The sequence below is a fragment of the Cellulomonas fimi ATCC 484 genome, from assembly GCF_000212695.1.
GTDB lineage: Bacteria > Actinomycetota > Actinomycetes > Actinomycetales > Cellulomonadaceae > Cellulomonas > Cellulomonas fimi.
Genome location: NC_015514.1, coordinates 3,012,143 through 3,031,048, shown reverse-complemented (window position 1 = coordinate 3,031,048; position 18,906 = coordinate 3,012,143). Strand labels below are relative to the sequence as shown.

The 18,906-nt window shown below is 73.0% G+C and carries 14 protein-coding genes and 1 tRNA gene; 9 read left to right on the top strand and 6 right to left on the bottom strand.

Going from position 1 to position 18,906, the window contains the following annotated elements; genetic code table 11:
- Positions 1–80: 80 nt before the first annotated feature.
- Positions 81–161 (bottom strand) — tRNA-OTHER (locus tag CELF_RS20485).
- Between CELF_RS20485 and CELF_RS13755 the strand changes: the two genes are divergently transcribed.
- The 4 genes from CELF_RS13755 to ilvD (CELF_RS13740) all read left to right on the top strand — a co-directional run bounded on the left by CELF_RS13755 (position 132) and on the right by ilvD (CELF_RS13740) (position 6,248).
- On the top strand, positions 132–1,001 hold the full coding sequence (locus CELF_RS13755; RefSeq protein ID WP_232014244.1) for a carbohydrate ABC transporter permease: 870 nt from the start codon (positions 132–134) through the stop codon (positions 999–1,001). The genes CELF_RS20485 and CELF_RS13755 overlap by 30 nt on opposite strands.
- Complete coding sequence (locus CELF_RS13750; protein WP_013771877.1) at positions 998–1,891, top strand: carbohydrate ABC transporter permease; 894 nt, start codon at positions 998–1,000, stop codon at positions 1,889–1,891. The genes CELF_RS13755 and CELF_RS13750 overlap by 4 nt, the downstream gene beginning before the upstream one ends.
- A gap of 67 nt (positions 1,892–1,958) precedes the next feature.
- On the top strand, positions 1,959–4,241 hold the full coding sequence (locus CELF_RS13745) for a beta-xylosidase/alpha-l-arabinosidase (RefSeq protein ID WP_013771876.1): 2,283 nt from the start codon (positions 1,959–1,961) through the stop codon (positions 4,239–4,241).
- A 144-nt stretch (positions 4,242–4,385) separates the two neighbouring features.
- Positions 4,386–6,248 (top strand): dihydroxy-acid dehydratase, encoded by a 1,863-nt coding sequence (gene ilvD, locus CELF_RS13740; RefSeq protein WP_013771875.1) that lies wholly within the window; start codon positions 4,386–4,388, stop codon positions 6,246–6,248.
- Positions 6,249–6,479: 231 nt separating this feature from the next.
- Here ilvD (CELF_RS13740) and CELF_RS13730 read toward each other — a convergent pair whose 3' ends face one another.
- Entirely contained in the window at positions 6,480–8,867 is a 2,388-nt protein-coding gene (locus CELF_RS13730) for a putative bifunctional diguanylate cyclase/phosphodiesterase (protein WP_013771874.1), read from the bottom strand.
- Positions 8,868–9,060: 193 nt separating this feature from the next.
- On the opposite strand from CELF_RS13730, the gene ilvD (CELF_RS13725) reads away from it, so the two are divergent.
- Positions 9,061–10,776 (top strand): dihydroxy-acid dehydratase, encoded by a 1,716-nt coding sequence (ilvD, locus tag CELF_RS13725; protein WP_013771873.1) that lies wholly within the window; start codon positions 9,061–9,063, stop codon positions 10,774–10,776.
- A gap of 117 nt (positions 10,777–10,893) precedes the next feature.
- Here ilvD (CELF_RS13725) and CELF_RS13720 read toward each other — a convergent pair whose 3' ends face one another.
- The 4 genes from CELF_RS13720 to CELF_RS13705 form a co-directional block, all read right to left on the bottom strand.
- Positions 10,894–11,328: a VOC family protein gene (locus tag CELF_RS13720; RefSeq protein ID WP_013771872.1), complete on the bottom strand. Its 435-nt coding sequence runs from the start codon at positions 11,326–11,328 to the stop codon at positions 10,894–10,896.
- 32 nt (positions 11,329–11,360) lie between these two features.
- Entirely contained in the window at positions 11,361–11,687 is a 327-nt protein-coding gene (locus tag CELF_RS13715) for a winged helix-turn-helix domain-containing protein (RefSeq protein WP_013771871.1), read from the bottom strand.
- Positions 11,684–12,127 (bottom strand): hypothetical protein, encoded by a 444-nt coding sequence (locus tag CELF_RS13710; RefSeq protein WP_013771870.1) that lies wholly within the window; start codon positions 12,125–12,127, stop codon positions 11,684–11,686. Before CELF_RS13710 ends, CELF_RS13715 begins: the two co-directional genes overlap by 4 nt.
- A gap of 65 nt (positions 12,128–12,192) precedes the next feature.
- Positions 12,193–13,356 (bottom strand): ROK family transcriptional regulator, encoded by a 1,164-nt coding sequence (locus tag CELF_RS13705; protein WP_013771869.1) that lies wholly within the window; start codon positions 13,354–13,356, stop codon positions 12,193–12,195.
- A 159-nt stretch (positions 13,357–13,515) separates the two neighbouring features.
- Here CELF_RS13705 and CELF_RS13700 point away from each other — a divergent pair, with 159 nt between their 5' ends.
- The 4 genes from CELF_RS13700 to CELF_RS13685 are packed head-to-tail and all read left to right on the top strand — an operon-like array spanning position 13,516 to position 18,864.
- Positions 13,516–15,738 (top strand): alpha-galactosidase, encoded by a 2,223-nt coding sequence (locus CELF_RS13700; RefSeq protein WP_013771868.1) that lies wholly within the window; start codon positions 13,516–13,518, stop codon positions 15,736–15,738.
- Positions 15,735–17,003 carry an ABC transporter substrate-binding protein gene (locus CELF_RS13695; protein WP_013771867.1) on the top strand — a complete coding sequence of 423 codons (1,269 nt, stop codon included), beginning with the start codon at positions 15,735–15,737 and terminating at the stop codon, positions 17,001–17,003. Before CELF_RS13700 ends, CELF_RS13695 begins: the two co-directional genes overlap by 4 nt.
- Positions 17,000–17,926 carry a carbohydrate ABC transporter permease gene (locus CELF_RS13690; protein ID WP_013771866.1) on the top strand — a complete coding sequence of 309 codons (927 nt, stop codon included), beginning with the start codon at positions 17,000–17,002 and terminating at the stop codon, positions 17,924–17,926. Before CELF_RS13695 ends, CELF_RS13690 begins: the two co-directional genes overlap by 4 nt.
- Positions 17,923–18,864, top strand: coding sequence for a carbohydrate ABC transporter permease (locus CELF_RS13685; RefSeq protein ID WP_013771865.1), 942 nt, complete (start codon positions 17,923–17,925; stop codon positions 18,862–18,864). The genes CELF_RS13690 and CELF_RS13685 overlap by 4 nt, the downstream gene beginning before the upstream one ends.
- Positions 18,865–18,906 lie beyond the last annotated feature (42 nt).

The window sequence follows — 18,906 nt, the reverse complement described above, 5'->3', positions numbered from 1 at the left end:
CCTCGCCTGCGACGTCCACCCTGGTGGCCCCGGCCGCCGGTCGTGCCTCGGCACGGCCGGTGGCCGGCACCCCGGGCGGACGCCGTGGGAAGGGCTCGAACCTCCGCCGCAACCTGGAGATCGCGTTCTTCGTGACGCCCGCCCTGGTGCTCTTCCTCGGCTTCGTCGTGTGGCCGATCATCAAGGCGGTCCAGTTCTCGGTCTACCGCTGGAAGGGCTTCGGCCCGCTGGTCGACTTCGTCGGCCTGAAGAACTACGTGTCGGTGCTGCAGAACGAGGTCTTCACCGACGCCCTCGTGCACAACCTCATCATCGTGGTGGCCTCGATCGCGATCCAGCTGCCGCTCGGCCTGGGCATCGCGCTCCTGCTCAACCGCAAGATGCGCGGCCAGGGGATGCTGCGGACGATCATCTTCGTCCCGTACGTGCTGGCCGAGGTCATCGCCGGCGTCGTCTGGTACCAGCTGCTGCAGCCGAAGTACGGCGTCATCGACACCATGCTCGCGTCGGTCGGACTGTCCGGCCCCGAGCAGGGCTGGCTCGGCGACCCGGCCTACGCGCTGCCGACGGTGATCGTCGTGCTCACGTGGAAGTACCTGGGCCTCGCGGTCATCCTCTTCCTGGCCGGCCTGCAGGGCGTGCCTGAGGAGCTGTACGAGGCCGCGCAGATCGACGGTGCCGGCTGGTGGCAGATCCAGCGGCGCATCACGATCCCGCTGCTCGGCCCCACGCTGCGCACCTGGGCGTTCCTGTCGATGATCGGCTCGCTCCAGCTCTTCGACATGGTGTGGATCCTCACCGGCGGCGGCCCGGCCAACGCCACGACCACCATGGCGACCTTCCTCATCACCGAGGGCACCAAGCGGCAGAACTACGGGATCGCCGCGGCCGCGTCCGTGATCCTGTTCGTCGTCGCGCTCGTGATGGCCCTCCTCTACCAGCACTTCGTCCTGCGTCGTGACACGCAGGTCGACACCCCGCGGAAGAAGGCGAAGCGATGAGCGTCGTCCCCGTGGTCGCGCCCCAGGCCGCCACCACCGACCGACCCGAGCGCAAGGGTCGCGGCACGAACGTCATGCAGGGCGGCAACCCCCTCGTCTACGCGATCGCGCTCGTCGTCGTCGCGCTGACCCTGGGCCCCGTGATCTACGGCGTGCTCGGCGGCTTCCGCACCAACGCGCAGCTCGCCGACAAGCCGGCCGCGCTGCCCGACCCGTGGGTGCTGACCAACTACGCGGGCGTGCTGTCGAACCCCGCGTTCTGGCGGTACGCGCTCAACAGCACCGCGATCGCCGTGCTCACGACGCTCATCGTCGTCGTGTTCGGGATCATGGCCGCCTACCCGCTGGCGCGGTACCAGTTCCGCTGGCGCGAGCCGCTGTTCATGGTGTTCGTCCTCGGCCTGCTGTTCCCCGCGACCGTCGCGATCATCCCGCTGTTCATCCTCGTCACCCGCGACCTGCAGCTCGGCAACACGTGGTGGGGCGTCGCCCTGCCGCAGGCCGCGTTCGCGCTCCCGGTGACCGTGGTCATCCTGCGGCCGTTCCTCATGGCGCTGCCCAAGGAGCTCGAGGAGGCGGCCCTGCTCGACGGCGCCTCGCGGATCGGGTTCTTCTGGCGGATCCTGCTGCCGCTGTCCGCCCCGGGCATGGTCACGGTGGGCGTGCTCGCGTTCGTCGGCTCGTGGAACGCGTACCTGCTGCCGCTCCTGCTGCTGCAGGGCGACATGCGCACGCTGCCCCTGGGCGTCGCGGACTTCTCCTCCGAGCACTCCTCGGACACCGCGGGCGTGTTCGCGTTCACCGCGCTCGCGATGATCCCGGCCCTCGTGTTCTTCCTCGCGATGCAGCGGCGGATCGTCAACGGCCTGCAGGGGGCCGTGAAGGGCTGACGCCCTCGCGCGCCGGCGGGGTCGCGTCCCGCCACCACGAACCACCACGTTCCGAAGGAGTGGATCCGTGACGGATCTGAAGCTGTCCGGCGCCGTCGAGGCCGACCAGCGCGTGCAGGACCTGGTCGAGCGCATGACGCTCGAGGAGAAGCTCGCGCAGATCGTCGGCTTCTGGGAGAAGTCCGACGGGGAGGCCGTGGCGCCCCTGCAGGGGGAGTTCACGGTCGAGCGGACCCTCGACGAGGCCTCGCGCCACGGGCTCGGGCACCTCACCCGGGTGTACGGCACGCGTCCCGTCGACCCCGCGTCCCGTGCGCGCTGGCTGTGGGCGTTCCAGCGCCGGCTCGTGCGCGAGACCCGCATGGGGATCCCGGCGCTCGTGCACGAGGAGTGCCTCACGGGGCTCTCCGCGTGGCGCGCGGCGACGTTCCCCACGCCCCTCGCGTGGGGCGCGTCGTTCGACCCCGAGCTCGTCACGCAGATGGGCGCGGCGATCGGCGGGTCCATGCGGGCGCTCGGCGTGCACCAGGGCCTCGCGCCCGTGCTCGACGTCATCCGGGACCCGCGGTGGGGTCGCGTCGACGAGTGCATCGGCGAGGACCCGTACCTCGTCGGCACGGTCGGCACGTCGTACGTGCGGGGCCTGCAGTCCACGGGCGTGCACGCCACGCTCAAGCACTTCGTCGGGTACTCGGCGTCGCAGTCGGGCCGCAACTTCGGCCCCGTGCACGCCGGCCCGCGCGAGGTCGCCGACGTGCTGCTGCCGCCGTTCGAGATGGCGGTCCGGGACGGCGGGGTGCGCTCGGTCATGTCGTCGTACACCGAGCTCGACGGCATCCCCACGGCCTCGGACCCGTCGATCCTCACGGGGATCCTGCGGGACCGCTGGGGCTTCGACGGCACGGTCGTCGCGGACTACTTCGGCGTCGCGTTCCTGCAGCTGCTGCACCACGTCGCGGGCGACCTCGGCGAGGCCGCCGGGCTCGCGCTCGCCGCAGGTGTCGACATCGAGCTGCCCGCGGGTGACGCGTACCTCGAGCCCCTGGCCGAGGCCGTGCGGGACGGGAAGGTCGACGAGGCGCTCGTCGACCGGGCCGTGACGCGCGCGCTGCTGCAGAAGGCCGAGCTCGGCCTGCTCGACGCGACGTTCGACGACGAGCCGCCCACGGACGTCGAGCTCGACACCCCGGAGCACCGGCGGATCGCGCTCAGGCTCGCCGAGGAGTCGGTCGTGCTGCTGAGCAACGACGGCACGCTGCCCCTGCGGCAGGGCGTCCGCGTCGCGGTGATCGGCCCCAACGCGGACCGTCCCGAGGCCATGTTCGGCTGCTACTCGTTCGTCAACCACGTGCTGCCGCACCACCCCGAGGTGGGCGTCGGCATCGAGGTGCCCACGCTGCGCCAGGCGCTGGCCGCCGAGCTCGGGTCGGCGAGCGTCCTGTCCGCGCGCGGCTGCGCGGTCGACGACGACGACCGCAGCGGGTTCGACGACGCGGTGCGCGTCGCGACCGAGGCGGACGTCGCCGTGCTCGTGCTCGGCGACCACGCGGGCCTGTTCGGCCGTGGGACCGTCGGCGAGGGCTGCGACCGGGACGACCTCGAGCTGCCGGGCGTGCAGCGCGAGCTCGCCGAGGCGGTCCTCGCGACCGGCAAGCCCGTCGTGCTGGTGCTGCTCACGGGCCGGCCGTACGCGGTCGGCTGGGCGGTCGAGCGGTGCGCGGCGGTCGTGCAGTCGTTCTTCCCCGGCGAGGAGGGCGGTCCCGCCCTAGCGGGCGTCCTGTCCGGGCGGGTCAACCCGTCGGGCCGCCTGCCCGTCAGCCTGCCGCGGTCGGCCGGTGCGCAGCCGTACACGTACCTGCACCCGGCGCTCGGCGGAGACGGCGACGTGACGAACCTGTCGACGCGTCCCGTCCTGCCGTTCGGGCACGGCCTGTCGTACACGACGTTCACGCACACCGACCTCGCGGTCGAGCCGATCACCACGACCGACGGGCCGCTGGTCGTCACCGTGCGCGTGACGAACACGGGCGAGCGCGGCGGCGACGACGTCGTGCAGCTCTACGGCCGGGACGTCGTGGCGAGCGTGACCCGCCCGGTCGCGCAGCTCCTCGGCTACCAGCGCGTGCACCTCGAGCGTGGCCAGACGGCCGTCGTCGAGCTCGTCGTCCCCGCGGCGCGGCTCGCGTTCACCGACCGCACGGGGGAGCGGGTCGTCGAGCCCGGCGACCTCGAGCTGTGGGTCGGCCCCTCGTGCGCCGAGCGGGAGACGCAGACCCGCGTCACGCTCACGGGCGGGGTGCACCGCATCACGGCGGACGACGCGCGCTGGACGTCGTCCGTGGTGCGCTGACCGGCGCGACGACGTCGATCGAAGCGCGGACGCCGCGCCCGACCTCCGCCGGGTGCGACGTAGGGTGACGGGGCGCTGCCGCAGGGCAGCGCCCCGTCCCACCCTCCCGCCGGCCCCGCGGGGGATCTGCGAAGGAGACCCGCGATGAGCCGTCCGCTGCGCTCTCGTACCTCGACCCACGGCCGCAACATGGCCGGCGCCCGCGCGCTGTGGCGCGCCACGGGCATGACGACCGAGGACTTCGGCAAGCCGATCGTCGCGATCGCCAACTCCTACACGCAGTTCGTCCCCGGGCACGTGCACCTCAAGGACATGGGCGACCTCGTCGCGTCGGCGGTCCGTGAGGCGGGCGGCGTCGCGAAGGAGTTCAACACCATCGCGGTCGACGACGGGATCGCGATGGGGCACGGCGGGATGCTCTACTCGCTGCCGAGCCGCGACCTCATCGCCGACTCCGTCGAGTACATGGTCAACGCGCACTGCGCCGACGCGCTCGTGTGCATCTCCAACTGCGACAAGATCACGCCCGGGATGCTCAACGCTGCGCTGCGGCTGAACATCCCGGTGATCTTCGTGTCCGGCGGGCCCATGGAGGCCGGCAAGGCCGTCGTCGCGGACGGCGTCGCGAAGACGCACCTCAACCTCATCAACGCGATCAACTACTCCGCCGACGACAACGTCTCGGACGACGCGCTCGGCCGCGTCGAGGAGAACGCGTGCCCCACGTGCGGCTCGTGCTCGGGCATGTTCACCGCGAACTCGATGAACTGCCTGACCGAGGCGCTCGGCCTGTCGCTGCCCGGCAACGGCTCGACGCTCGCCACCCACAGCGCCCGCCGCGAGCTGTTCCTCGAGGCCGGCCGCACGATCGTCGACCTGGCCCGCCGCTACTACGACGACGAGGACGACACCGTCGCGCCCCGCTCGATCGCGAACCGCGCCGCGTTCTCGAACGCGATGGCGCTCGACGTCGCGATGGGCGGCTCGACCAACACGGTCCTGCACATCCTCGCGGCCGCGCAGGAGGCCGAGCTCGACTTCACGCTCGCCGACATCGACGCGATCAGCCGCCGCGTGCCGTGCCTGTCGAAGGTCGCGCCGAACCACCCCGACTTCCACATGGAGGACGTGCACCGCGCGGGCGGCATCCCGGCCCTGCTCGGCGAGCTCGACCGCGGCGGCCTGCTCGACCACGACGTCACGTCGGTGCACACCCCGACGCTGCGCGCGTGGCTCGACGACTGGGACATCCGCGGCGGCCGCGCGACCGAGCGCGCCCGGGCGCTGTTCCACGCGGCCCCCGGCGGCGTGCGGACCACGCAGGCGTTCTCCACGTCGAACGTGTGGGAGTCGCTCGACACCGACGCCGCGAACGGCTGCATCCGCGACGTCGCGCACGCCTACACCGTCGAGGGCGGCCTGGCCGTGCTGCGCGGCAACCTCGCCGAGGACGGCGCGATCATCAAGACCGCGGGCATCGACCCCGAGCTCTTCCACTTCGTCGGCACCGCGCTGGTCTGCGAGTCGCAGGACGAGGCCGTCGACAAGATCCTCCGCAAGGAGGTCCAGCCCGGCCACGTCGTCGTCGTCCGGTACGAGGGCCCGTCGGGCGGCCCCGGCATGCAGGAGATGCTCTACCCGACGTCGTTCATCAAGGGCCGCGGCCTGGGCAAGGTGTGCGCGCTCGTCACCGACGGCCGGTTCTCGGGCGGCTCGTCCGGCATCTCCGTGGGCCACGTGAGCCCCGAGGCGGCGGCCGGCGGCGCGATCGGGCTGATCGAGGACGGCGACGAGATCGAGATCGACGTCGAGACCCGCCTCATCCGCATCAACGTGCCCGACGCGGTCCTCGCGGAGCGGCGCGCCAAGATGGAGGCCTCGGAGAACCCGTGGCAGCCGGTGAACCGTGACCGCTACGTCTCGCCGGCGCTGCAGGCCTACGCCGCGATGGCGACGTCCGCCGACCGCGGCGCGGTCCGCGACGTGAGCCGCCTCCGCCGCGGCTGACGTCCGGTGGTCGGGCTCTCTCGCCGTGCGTCGGTACGTACCTCCGTCCGGAGGGGTGCACGACGACGACCATGACGTCGCGGCAGGTCGACCACGACGTGTCGGCGGCCAGGACGTCGCCGGCGTCGAGGGCCGCACGGTCGTCGACCCGTGACGTCCCGTCCCCTGACCCGCGTCGACCGCTGACGATCGCCGGGCGTGCGGTCGTCGCACGCGACCGTGCGCGGGACGTCAGCGGGAGCGGTGCGCCGTGACGTCGGGGCTGCCGAGCAGGGGCGCGATCTGGTCGCGGGGGACCGGGCGGCCGAACAGGTAGCCCTGGCCGAGCGGGCAGCCGAGCGCGCGCACGGCCTCGGCCTCCTCGGCGGTCTCGATCTGCTCGGCGACGGCCTGCAGGTCGAGCGTCGCGCACAGGTCGACGATCGCGGTGGCCAGGGCGCGGCGGCGGCGCGCCTCGTCGCCGGGGTCGGCGGCGAACCGCGTGAAGGCCCCGTCGATCTTCACGATGTCGACGGGCAGGCGCTGCAGGTAGGCGAGCGAGGAGTAGCCCGTGCCGAAGTCGTCGATCGCGACGCGCACGCCGTGCTCGCGCAGCTCGGACAGGTGCGCGGCGACGAGCGCGGTCTCGGGCTTGCCGGTCGCGAGCAGCGCGGTCTCGGTGATCTCCAGCACGAGCGCGCGCCCGGGCAGGCCCGCGGCATCGAGTGCGCCCAGGACGGTCGGCACGACGTCGGGGCGGCGCAGCTGACGACCGGAGACGTTGACGTGCACGCCGACGCCGTGCGCGTCGAACCACACGCGGGCGTCCGCGGTGGCGCGGCGCAGCACGTGATCGCCGATCGGCACGATCAGGCCGGTGTCCTCGGCCACGGGGATGAACCGGTCCGGCATGACGAGCCCGCGCGCGGACTGCCAGCGCAGCAGCGCCTCGACCGACAGCACCTCGCGCGTGACGAGATCGACGACCGGCTGGTAGTGGACCACGAGCTCGTCCCGGCTCAGGGCGTGCCGCAGCCCGGAGACGAGCCGGGACCGGCCGACCTGCTCGGCGCGCAGCCGCGGGTCGAACACGCACACCTGGTTCTTGCCTGCCGCCTTCGCGGCGTAGAGGGCGAGGTCCGCGTCCCGCAGCGCCTCCTCGGTCCCCACCGACCCGTCCAGCAGCCGCACGCCGATGCTCGCGGTGACGCGCACCGCCTGCGCGTCGACGACGAACGCCTCCCCGATCGCGCGGACCACGCGCCACGCGGCGTCGTGCGCGGCGCTCTCGTCGGTGTGCTCCAGCAGCACGGCGAACTCGTCGCCGCCGATCCGCGCGACGGTGTCCCGGTCCCCGACGACGCCGCGCATGCGGGCCGCCACCTGCGACAGCAGCTCGTCGCCCGCCGGGTGCCCGTTGTCGTCGTTCACGCTCTTGAAGCCGTCGAGGTCGATCATGAGGACCGCGCGCCCGCCGGCCCCGTCGGAGGCAGCCAGCCGGTCGTTGAAGTGCGCGCGGTTGCCGAGCCCCGTGAGCGGGTCGTGCCGGGCCTGGTGGCTGAGCAGCTCCTGCAGGGCCCGCTGCTCGTGCAGCGCACGGGACAGCTCGGTGGCCTGCCGGTCGAGCTGGATCGCGCGCCGCTGCGCGGTGCTCGTACCGACGACGAGCCGGGCGACGAGGAACGCCGACAGGAGCCCGACCGTCAGGAGCGGCACCGCGAGGTCCTCCCACGCGAGCGTGACCGACGCGCCCGTGCGCAGCGTGAGCAGGAACGTCACGGGTCCGACGGTCACCACGAGGAAGAAGACGATCCCGCGCGCCAGCGTCAGTGCGGTGCTGGGCGCCGCGTCCTCCGAGCCGCGGGTCGCGGGGTGCAGCGCGGCCGTCCCGAACAGCACGAACCACACGAGCCAGCTCGCGCTGCCGACGCCCTCCGTGAGCGAGGTGTCGAGCACAGAGATGCCCGGCAGGCCGTCGCCGGTGAGGGTCACCGTGTAGAGCATGTCGGCGAACGTCGAGGCGGTCACGCCCCAGCCGAGCAGCGCGTACGCGCGGTTGCGGTTGCCGTAGCGGAACCACAGCCGGGCGGTCATGAGGACGACACCGAGGCCCATCGCGAGCGAGAGGACCGACAGCGACCGCGCCGGGTCGTGCACGACGTCCGGGCCGAGGACGCTGCGGAACACGATCGCCCAGTACAGCAGCGCGAACCCGACCACGACGACGACGGCGTCCATCGTGGCGGTCTCGTGCCGCACCCGCAGCGAGTTGCGCGGCAGGCGCGCGAGCCCGACGACGAGCAGCACGTAGGTCGGCACGTAGAGGACGTCGTACCACCACGGCACCAGGTCGCTGTCGCCCACGACCACGTACCAGGTGGTCCACCCGACGTCGACGGCGGTCCACCACGCGACGCCGGCGGTCAGCCACCACCAGGCGCGCGCGGCCGCGGGCCGGTTCCGGCGCACGCCGAGCACCATCGCGCCGACGGCGAGCAGCGGGACGGCGTCCCACAGGATCTCTCCGGCCCAGCCCGGCGTGAGCATGACGACGGACACCAGGAGCAGCCCGCCGACGAGGAACGCCTGCCACGTCACGCGGTCGAGCGTGCGAGGGCGCGGCGCGGCAGGGGAGCGCATCGGCACCTCCCCCCGGGTGTCGTCGTGCGGGACCGTCGTCGGCACGGACGGGTGTCGTGCAGGGTCACCACAAGGATCGGCACGCGCGCGCCCGGTGATGAGGGACCTCGGGTGTGACCCCGTGCGGCATCCGGGTGGTCCGGCAGGTGCGGTGCGGGGTGCCCGGTGCGCCCGGCCTGCCTAGTCTCGGCTCATGACGACGACGCAGGACGGCACGCCCGGGGTCGACATCAAGCCGCGCTCGCGGCAGGTGACCGACGGGCTCGAGGCGACGGCCGCGCGCGGGATGCTGCGCGCGGTCGGGCTCGGGGACGAGGACTTCGCGAAGCCGCAGGTCGGCGTCGCGTCGTCGTGGAACGAGATCACGCCGTGCAACCTGTCGCTCGACCGCCTGGCCAAGGCGGTCAAGGACGGCGTGCACGCGGGCGGCGGCTACCCGCTGGAGTTCGGCACGATCTCGGTGTCGGACGGCATCTCGATGGGCCACGAGGGCATGCACTACTCGCTCGTGAGCCGGGACGTCATCGCGGACTCCGTCGAGACCGTGATGATGGCCGAGCGCCTCGACGGGTCGGTGCTGCTCGCGGGGTGCGACAAGTCGCTGCCGGGGATGCTCATGGCGGCCGCGCGCCTCGACCTGGCGAGCGTGTTCCTCTACGCGGGCTCGATCATGCCGGGCTGGGTCAAGCTGTCCGACGGCACCGAGAAGGACGTGACGATCATCGACGCGTTCGAGGCCGTCGGGGCGTGCGCTCGGGGGCTCATGAGCCCGGAGGACGTCGACCGGATCGAGCGTGCGATCTGCCCGGGCGAGGGTGCGTGCGGCGGCATGTACACCGCGAACACCATGGCGTCGGTCGCGGAGGCGATGGGCATGTCGCTGCCGGGCTCGGCCGCACCGCCGTCGGCCGACCGCCGCCGCGACCAGTTCGCCCGACGCTCGGGGGAGGCGGTCGTCGAGCTGCTGCGGCGCGGGATCACGGCGCGCCAGATCATGACCAAGGAGGCCTTCGAGAACGCGATCGCGGTGGTCATGGCGTTCGGCGGCTCGACCAACGCGGTGCTGCACCTGCTCGCGATCGCGCACGAGGCGGAGGTCGACCTCACGCTCGACGACTTCAGCCGCGTCGCGGCGCGCGTGCCGCACCTCGGAGACCTCAAGCCGTTCGGCCGGTACGTCATGAACGACGTCGACCGCATCGGCGGCGTCCCCGTCGTCATGAAGGCGCTGCTCGACGCGGGCCTCCTGCACGGCGACTGCCTCACCGTGACCGGCCGGACCGTCGCGGAGAACCTCGCGCAGATCGCCCCGCCCGACCCCGACGGCAAGATCCTGCGGGCGCTCGACGACCCGATCCACCGCACGGGCGGCATCACGATCCTGCACGGTTCGCTCGCGCCCGAGGGCGCGGTCGTGAAGTCGGCGGGTTTCGACTCCGACGTGTTCGAGGGGACCGCGCGCGTGTTCGAGCGGGAGCGGGCCGCGCTCGACGCGCTCGAGGACGGCACGATCCAGGCGGGCGACGTCGTCGTGATCCGCTACGAGGGCCCCAAGGGCGGGCCGGGCATGCGCGAGATGCTCGCGATCACCGGCGCGATCAAGGGCGCCGGTCTCGGCAAGGACGTCCTGCTCGTGACGGACGGCCGCTTCTCCGGCGGGACGACGGGACTGTGCGTCGGGCACATCGCCCCCGAGGCCGTCGACGCGGGGCCGATCGCGTTCGTGCGTGACGGTGACCGGATCCGCCTCGACGTCGCGCACGCGGCCCTGGACCTGCTCGTCGACGACGCGACCCTCGCGGAGCGTGCCGTCGGGTGGGAGCCGATCGCGCCCCGGTACACCCGCGGCGTCCTCGGCAAGTACCAGAAGCTCGTGCAGTCCGCGTCGCGCGGTGCCGTCCTGTCGTGAGCGGTCGGGCGCCCGCCGAGCTGAGCGGGTGACGGCGCCCGAGACCTCCGCCGACCGCCCCGGACCCGTCGGCCTGACCCGGGGAGGCGCGGGGGCGGCGACGCCCGGCGCGCGGCCTCAGTCGAGGCAGAACTCGTTGCCCTCGACGTCCTGCATGACGAGGCACGACTCGTCCTCGTCGTCCGCGGGCAGCAGCCGGACCCGGGTCCCTCCGACGGCGACGAGCCGGGCGCACTCGGCCTCGAGGGCGGCGACGCGCTCCTCGCCGACGAGCCCGACCCCGACCCGCACGTCGAGGTGCACGCGGTTCTTGACGACCTTGCCCTCGGGCACGCGCTGGAAGTACAGCCGCGGTCCCACGCCCTCGGGGTCGGCGGCGGCGGCCCACGCCCCGCGCCGCTCGGGCGGCAGGGACGCCTCGGCGTCCTCCCACGTCGCGTGCCCGTCGGGCGGTGCGGGCGGGACGTACCCCAGCACGGCGCACCAGAAGGCGGCGACGCGGCGCGGCTCCGCGCAGTCGAACGTGACCTGGACCTTCCTGACCGACGTCATCGCCCCACCGTAGGCGGCGCGCGCGGCAGCGGTCAGTCGCCCGCGATCGCGCGCAGCGCCGCGAGGTGGTCGCGCAGGGCCCCGCGCCCCGTCGGGGTCAGCGCGAGCCAGGTGCGCGGACGCTTGCCGACGTAGCCCTTGCGCACGGTGACGTAGCCCGCCTGCTCGAGCACGGCCACCGCCTTGGAGAGGGCGGAGTCGCTGATCTCGACCGCGTCGCGCACCGCGCCGAACTCGGCCTCGTCGGTCGCGGCAAGCGCGGCGACGACGGACAGGCGGACGGGGGAGTGCACGACCTCGTCGAGCCGGGCGCGGGCGGGCTCGCCCACCGCGTCGGGGCCGGGCAGCGGCGGTGTCATGCCTGCGCCTCCCGCCACGCGCCCCACGCGAGCGGCACGGTCGCGAGGACGGCGGCGACGAGCCACCACAGCACGGACTCGCGCAGCCACGTGAGCCCGACGACGAGCGCGAGCGCGTAGACGACGCCCCACGTGGTGACGGCGGCGACCCACCGGCGGCCCATGCCGTGCTTGGTCATGGGGGCGCCGCGCAGCCAGGCGAGCGACAGGGCGAGCAGGACGGCGCCGTAGGAGCCGGCGAGCACGAGGGCCCCGGTGTCCTCGGGAGTCGTCGCGAGCCCGACGAAGAACATGAAGGTCGCCGCGGCGTGGCCGGTGAGCCACAGCGCGTGGCGGTTCTGGCCGCTCGCGCGCAGCGTCCCGGCTGCGGCGGCGGACCGGGCGAGCAGGGTGCGGGCCTCGTCGGCGGTGGGGGCGGGAAGGCTCTCGTGTTCCGTCATGCGAGTAGTTTCCATCACGGAAAGTAGTTGTGCAACAGGCAGTTGTTCCGGTTCGGCGGTGGGGGTCAGCGCGAGCGCAGCACGTAGTCCTGGATCGCGACGACCGCAGCGCCGCGCGCCCACTGCGAGAAGTCGCCGGGCTCCACGACGAGGTCGACCGGTGTGGCCTTCGGGTTCCGGTCCGCGGCGAGCGCGGCTCGCAGCGCGCCGTCGGCGACGACCGCGAGGTCCACCCCCTCACCGGTGAGCACCACGAGGTCGGGCATCGTGAGGTTCGCGACGGCGGCGACGAGCCGGCCGAGCGCCCGGCCGGCGTCGTCGACGATGCGACGCGCCGCGGGGTCGCCGTCGCGAGCCAGGTCGAGCAGCTCGGTGGAGGTGACCGGGCGCCGCAGCGCGACGGCGGCCTCTGCCTCGAGGGCCTCCGTCGTGAGCATCGCGCCGGCACAGCCGCGGTGACCCTCCGGGCACAGCGGGCCGTTCGGGTCGAGCGGGAAGTGGCCGACGAGCCCGAGCCCCATGTCGGCGTGCCGCACCAGGCGGTCGTGCACGACGAGCCCGTAGCCCACGCCTGCACCGACCGTCACCACGGCGAACGTGCGCGCGTCGCGCCCCGCGCCGAACCAGTGCTCCGCGGACGCGAGGGCGGCGACGTCGTTCTCGACGACCGTCGGGAGGCCGGTCCGCTCGCGCACGAGCGCGCCGAGAGGCACGTCGTGCCAGCCGAGGAAGGGTGCGAGGTGCACCGTCGTCCCGTCGGGGGAGTGGCCGCCGAGGCTCACGCCGAGCCCGGTCGGGACGCCGGCCAGGACCGTGCCGGCGGGCGCGGCGGCGACCACGGCGTCCGCGAGGTCGCCGACCACCGCGACGACCGCCTCCGGGGCGTCCTGCGGGAGGTCCGCGGAGCTCGTCGCGACCACCGTGCCGCGCAGGTCGACGAGCACGGCGTGCGCGGTGCCGACGGCGAGGTTGACGCCGACGAAGTGGTGGGAGGTGGCGTCGACGTCGAGCGGCTGGCTGGGGCGCCCGACGGCGGGGCCGGGGCGGGCGTCGGACTCGACCAGCAGGCCGCGGCGGACGAGGTCCTTGGTGAGCCGCGTCAGGGTCGGCTGCGACAGGTCGAGCCGGCGGGCGAGCTCGGCGCGCGACAGGGGGCCGCGCAGCAGCACCTCGAGGGCGACCTGGAGCTCGCTGCCTCCCTCGGCCCACTCTGGTGCTTCCGCGACCACGGGTCCTCCGCTCCTCGGCGTCTCGGTCGTGGCGATCGGGGCACGACGTGTCCTGTGACCGTACCTTCCGTCACGGAACCAAGGGAAGCGGCGACATCGCCAGAAATGGGATCGTGACCACAGTTGACACAATAGTTAATTCCACCGTGGAATGAATCCGTGCTCACGCCCACCCGACTCACCGCACCGCTCCACCTCCGCTCCGGCGGCACGAGCCTCGTCCTTGACACCACCGACGGCGGTCTGCCGCGGATCGTCCACTGGGGCCCCGATCTCGGCCCGCTCGACGACGACTCCCTGCGCGGCCTGCTCGACGCGGCGCAGTCCGTCCCGGTCTCCGGCGGCCTCGACGTCGCCGTCCCCGTGACCCTCCTGCCCGAGGCGTCGACCGGCTGGACCGGCACCCCGGGCCTCGCGGGCCACCGCGCGGGCGTGGGTTTCAGCCCGCGCCTGCGGACCACGGCGCTCGACGGCCCGCGGCAGGGCGACGACGGCGTCCAGCGCGTCACCGTCCGGGCGGCCGACGCGCAGGCCGGGATCGCCGTCGACGTCGACCTCGAGCTCCACCCCAGCGGCGTCGTCCGCGTCCGCGCCGCGGTCCGCAACACCGCCGACACCCCGTTCGACCTGCACGGGGTCCTCCCTGCGCTGCCGGTCCCCGACGTCGCGACCGAGCTGCTCGGCACGACCGGGCGGCACCTGCGCGAGCGCAGCCCGCAGCGTCTGCCGTTCGTCACCGGCAGCCACGTGCGCGAGGCCCGCGGCGGGCGGCCCGGTGCCGACTCGACGCTCGTCCTCGTCGCGGGGCAGCAGGGCTTCGACGCCCGCCGCGGCGCCGTCTGGGGCGTGCACGTCGGTTGGAGCGGCAACCACCGGTTCGCGGCCGAGCGCACGCCGCGCGGGGACACGGTCCTCAGCGGCGGTGAGCTCCTGCTGCCCGGGGAGGTCCTCCTGCAGCGGGGCGAGGAGTACGTGTCCCCGTGGCTCTACGGCAGCCACGGGACGGGCCTCGACGAGCTCGCGAACCGCTTCCACACATACGTGCGCTCGCGGCCGCAGCACCCGCGCACGCCGCGACCCGTCACGCTCAACACGTGGGAGGCCGTGTACTTCGACCACGACCTCGAGCGGCTGCGCGCCCTCGCGCACACCGCCGCCGACCTCGGCATCGAGCGGTTCGTGCTCGACGACGGCTGGTTCGGCTCGCGCCGCGACGACACCCGCGGGCTCGGGGACTGGGAGGTCTCGGACGAGGCGTGGCCCGACGGTCTGCACCCGCTCGTCGAGACCGTCACAGGGCTCGGCATGCAGTTCGGCCTGTGGGTCGAGCCCGAGATGGTCAACCCGGACTCCGACCTGGCACGCGCGCACCCCGACTGGCTGCTCGCCGTCCCCGGGCGCCTGCCCGTCCCGGCGCGCACGCAGCAGGTGCTCGACCTCGGGCGGCCCGAGGCGTTCGCGCACGTCCTCGAGCGGGTCGACGCGATCCTCACCGAGCACGACATCGCCTACCTCAAGTGGGACCACAACCGCGAGCTGGTCGACGCAGGTCACGGGCACCTCGGCGTCCCCGGCGTGCACCGGCAGACGCAGGCGGTCTACCGCCTGCTCGACGAGCTCCGCGCGCGCCACCCGCACGTCGAGATCGAGTCGTGCGCGTCGGGCGGCGCGCGCGTCGACCTCGGCATCCTCGAACGCACCGACCGCGTCTGGGTGTCCGACACGATCGACCCCGTCGAGCGCGAGCAGATCCAGCGCTGGACGGGTCTGCTGCTGCCGCCCGAGCTCATGGGTCAGCACGTCGGCGGGCCCGAGTCCCACACGACGGGCCGCCGGCACGCGCTCGCGTTCCGCGCGGCCACCGCGTTCTTCGGCCACTTCGGGGTCGAGTGGGACGTCACGCAGGCCACCGACGAGGAGCGCGCCGAGCTCGCCACCTGGATCGCGGCCCACAAGGAGCACCGCGACCTGCTGCACACCGGCACGCGCGTGCACGACGAGCCCGCCGACCGCGCGCTGCGCGTCGACGGCGTCGTCACCCTCGACCGCTCCGCCGCCGTCTTCGCCGTCACCCAGCTGACGACGAGCGTCACGAGCCCGCCCGGAGCCGTCCGGCTCCCCGGTCTCGACCCGGACGCGCGCTACGACGTGCGCCCGCTCCCGCCCGGGAACACCATCGAGGGACATGGTCGCGGCCCCCTGGCCTGGTGGGACGAGGGGGTCCGGACCACCGGACGCGTCCTGCAGCAGGTCGGGCTCCGCGCCCCCACCCTCTTCCCCGAGCGGACCGTCCTCGTGCAGGTCCGGCGCGCCGACGCGCCGGCCGCACCCGGAACCGGGGGCACCGACGCCGCCCGGCCGACGTCAGGAGACGACGCATGACCAGGAGACGGGCGAGGAGACGCACGGTCGCGGCGCTCGCGGCCGCGGCGCTCCTGCTGCCGCTCGCCGCGTGCGCACGCGGCGACGACCGCACCGAGATCACGTTCTTCCAGTTCAAGCCCGAGGCGGTCGAGTACTTCGAGGACCTCGCGGCGCAGTTCGAGGAGCAGAACCCCGACGTCCGCGTCGTCGTGCAGAACGTGCCCGACCCCGAAACCGCGCTGCGCACGCGCCTGGTCAAGGACGACGTGCCCGACGTGCTGACCCTCAACGGCAACGGCAGCTTCGGCGAGTTCGCGTCGGCAGGCATCTTCACCGACTTCGCGGACGACCCGCTGCTCGACGACATCAACCCGGGCTTCGTCGAGGTCGTGCAGGCCCTCGGCCAGAGCGAGCCCGGCGCCGTCAACGGCATCCCGTTCGCCGCCAACGCGAGCGGCGTCCTCTACAACGAGGAGCTGTTCGCACAGCACGGGGTCGCGGTCCCGACCACCTGGGACGAGCTCATCGCGGCCGCCGAGACGTTCCAGGCCGCGGGCGTGACCCCGTTCTACGGGATGCTCGCCGACGCGTGGACCGCGCAGTCGCCGCTCGCGCCGCTCACCGCGCAGACCGCCCCCGAGGGCTTCTTCGAGGAGCGCTTCGCGGGCGAGACGACGTTCGCCGAGGGCTGGCGCGAGGCCATCGAGAAGGAGGGGCAGCTCTACGCGTACACGCAGCCGGACCCGGCGGCCGTCGGCTACCAGGAGGGCACGCGCGCGTTCGCGGCGGGCGAGTCGGCGATGCTGCTGCTCGGCTCGTACGCCGTGCCGCAGATCCGCACGTTCGAGCCGCAGTTCACCGTCGGCTCGTTCGCGCTGCCGGCGACCGACGACCCGGCCCGCACGACGCTCGTCTCGGGCGTCGACGTGCTGGTCACGACGGGCGCGGACAGCGCCCACCCGCAGGAGGCGCAGCGCTTCGTCGAGTTCCTCCTGCAGCCCGACGTCGTGCAGGAGTACGCCGAGGCACAGGTCGCGATCCCCGCGATCGAGGGAGCCGCGAACACCGACCCGGCGCTCGCGGGCGTCCAGGAGTACATCGACGAGCAGCGGCTGGTCGGGTTCACGGACCACCAGTTCATCCCCGCGATCCCGCTCGCGCCGCTGCTCCAGGAGTACCTGCTCGGCGGCGACGCCCAGACCATGCTCACGCAGCTCGACGAGGACTGGGACAAGGTCGCGGCACGCCGCACCTGGGGCCTGGGGAAGGTGCAGGAAGGATGACCGCCACGACGGCCCCCGCACGCACGCAGGAGCGCACGCCCCTGCGCCGCGGCATCGCCTCGCGCACGCCGCGCGCCTTCTACTGGATGGTGCTGCCCGCGTTCGTGCTCTTCTTCCTGCTGCACACGCTGCCGGTCCTGCAGGGCGTGTACTACAGCTTCACGGACTCGCCGGGCTACGGGCCGTACGAGTTCGTCGGGTTCGCCAACTACGTCGCGCTGTTCACCGACGACCGCGTGCTGCACGCCTACGTGTTCACGTTCCAGTTCGCACTCGTCGCGACCGTGCTCGTCAACGTCATCGCGCTCGCCGTCGCGATCGCGCTCAACAGCCGGATCAAGTTCCGCACGACGCTGCGGGCCGTCTACTTCATCCCCTACGTGCTGGCGATCCTCGTCGTCGGGTACGTCTTCCAGTACCTGTTCGCGATCTCGATCCCGGCGATGGCCCAGTCCCTCGGCAACGAGCGGTTCAGCACGTCGATCCTCGGCGACGAAGGGCTGGCCTGGATCGCGATCGTGGTGCTGGCCGTGTGGCAGGCGGCGGCGTTCAACATCGTGCTCTACCTCGCGGGCCTCCAGACGGTCCCGCACGAGCTCTACGAGGCCGCGTCCCTCGACGGGGCGGGCTCGTGGCGCACGTTCACGAGCATCACGTTCCCGATGATCTGGGGCTTCTTCGTCATCAACATGGTGCTCGCGCTCAAGGGCTTCCTGCAGGTGTTCGACCACGTCATCGCGATGACGGGCGGCGGTCCGGGCACCGCGACCGAGTCGGTCGGCGTCCTGATCTACAAGGGCGGCTTCCAGGGCGGCGAGTTCGGCTACCAGCTCGCGAACGCCGTCGTCTTCATGGTCGTCATCATCGTGTTCGCCCTCGTCCAGTTCCGAGTCCTGCAGCGTGGAGAGGGTGACGTCGCATGACCGCCACCGCAGCACCGCCCGTCGGTCGTCTCACCGGCGACGCCCCCGACGCCGTCGACCCGACCGGTCCGCGCCGCCCCTGGTGGCGCCGCCGACGCGCGCAGAGCGAGCCGGGGGAGCCCGGGGGCCGCACGAACTGGTGGCTGACCGGGCTGATGATCTTCCTGTCCCTGAGCATCCTCGTACCGATGTACCTCGTGGTCGTCACGGCGCTCAAGACGCCCGACCAGCTCACGGGCGCCGGTTTCGACCTGCCGAGCCCGGTCACGTTCGGCAACTTCGGGGAGGCGTGGCGGCTCACCGACTTCCCGCGCTCCGCGCTCAACAGCGCGGTCATCACGGTCGGCGCCGTCGTCCTGACGCTGCTGACGAACTCGATGGTGGCCTACGCGATCGCCCGGAACATGCACCGCCGGCTGTTCAAGGGGTTGTTCTTCTACTTCATCGCGGCGCTGTTCGTGCCGTTCCCCATCCTCATGCTCACGGTCGCGAAGCTCACCGCACAGCTGCAGCTCGACAACCAGGCCGGGCTGATCCTGCTCTACACGGTGTTCGGGCTGTCGTTCAACGTGTTCGTCTACGTCGCCTACATCCACTCCATCCCGCGCGAGCTGGAGGAGGCGGCGCGTATGGACGGGGCGAGCCCGTGGACCGTGTTCTGGAAGGTGATCTTCCCGCTGCTGCGGCCCATGAACGCGACCGTCGGGATCATCACGTGCGTGTGGGCGTGGAACGACTTCATGCTGCCGCTCGTCATCCTGTCGGACCCCGAGGCCGCGACGCTGCCCCTGCAGCAGTACGTGTTCCAGGCGCAGTTCTCGACCAACTACACCGTCGCCTTCGCCTCGTACCTGCTGGCGATGATCCCCCTGCTCGTCGTCTACGTGCTCGCCCAGCGCTGGGTCATCTCCGGCGTCACGCGCGGCGCGATCAAGTGAGCAGGGCGGACCCGCACCACCCCGCCCGACCCGACCCGGAAG

Coding starts and splice junctions, on each gene's coding strand:
- CELF_RS13750 (WP_013771877.1), top strand. CDS start 998: ATGAGCGTCGTCCCCGTGGTCGCGCCCCAGGCCGCCACCACCGACCGA.
- ilvD (WP_013771875.1), top strand. CDS start 4,386: ATGAGCCGTCCGCTGCGCTCTCGTACCTCGACCCACGGCCGCAACATG.
- CELF_RS13730 (WP_013771874.1), bottom strand. CDS start 8,867: ATGCGCTCCCCTGCCGCGCCGCGCCCTCGCACGCTCGACCGCGTGACG.
- ilvD (WP_013771873.1), top strand. CDS start 9,061: ATGACGACGACGCAGGACGGCACGCCCGGGGTCGACATCAAGCCGCGC.
- CELF_RS13720 (WP_013771872.1), bottom strand. CDS start 11,328: ATGACGTCGGTCAGGAAGGTCCAGGTCACGTTCGACTGCGCGGAGCCG.
- CELF_RS13715 (WP_013771871.1), bottom strand. CDS start 11,687: ATGACACCGCCGCTGCCCGGCCCCGACGCGGTGGGCGAGCCCGCCCGC.
- CELF_RS13710 (WP_013771870.1), bottom strand. CDS start 12,127: ATGACGGAACACGAGAGCCTTCCCGCCCCCACCGCCGACGAGGCCCGC.
- CELF_RS13695 (WP_013771867.1), top strand. CDS start 15,735: ATGACCAGGAGACGGGCGAGGAGACGCACGGTCGCGGCGCTCGCGGCC.
- CELF_RS13690 (WP_013771866.1), top strand. CDS start 17,000: ATGACCGCCACGACGGCCCCCGCACGCACGCAGGAGCGCACGCCCCTG.
- CELF_RS13685 (WP_013771865.1), top strand. CDS start 17,923: ATGACCGCCACCGCAGCACCGCCCGTCGGTCGTCTCACCGGCGACGCC.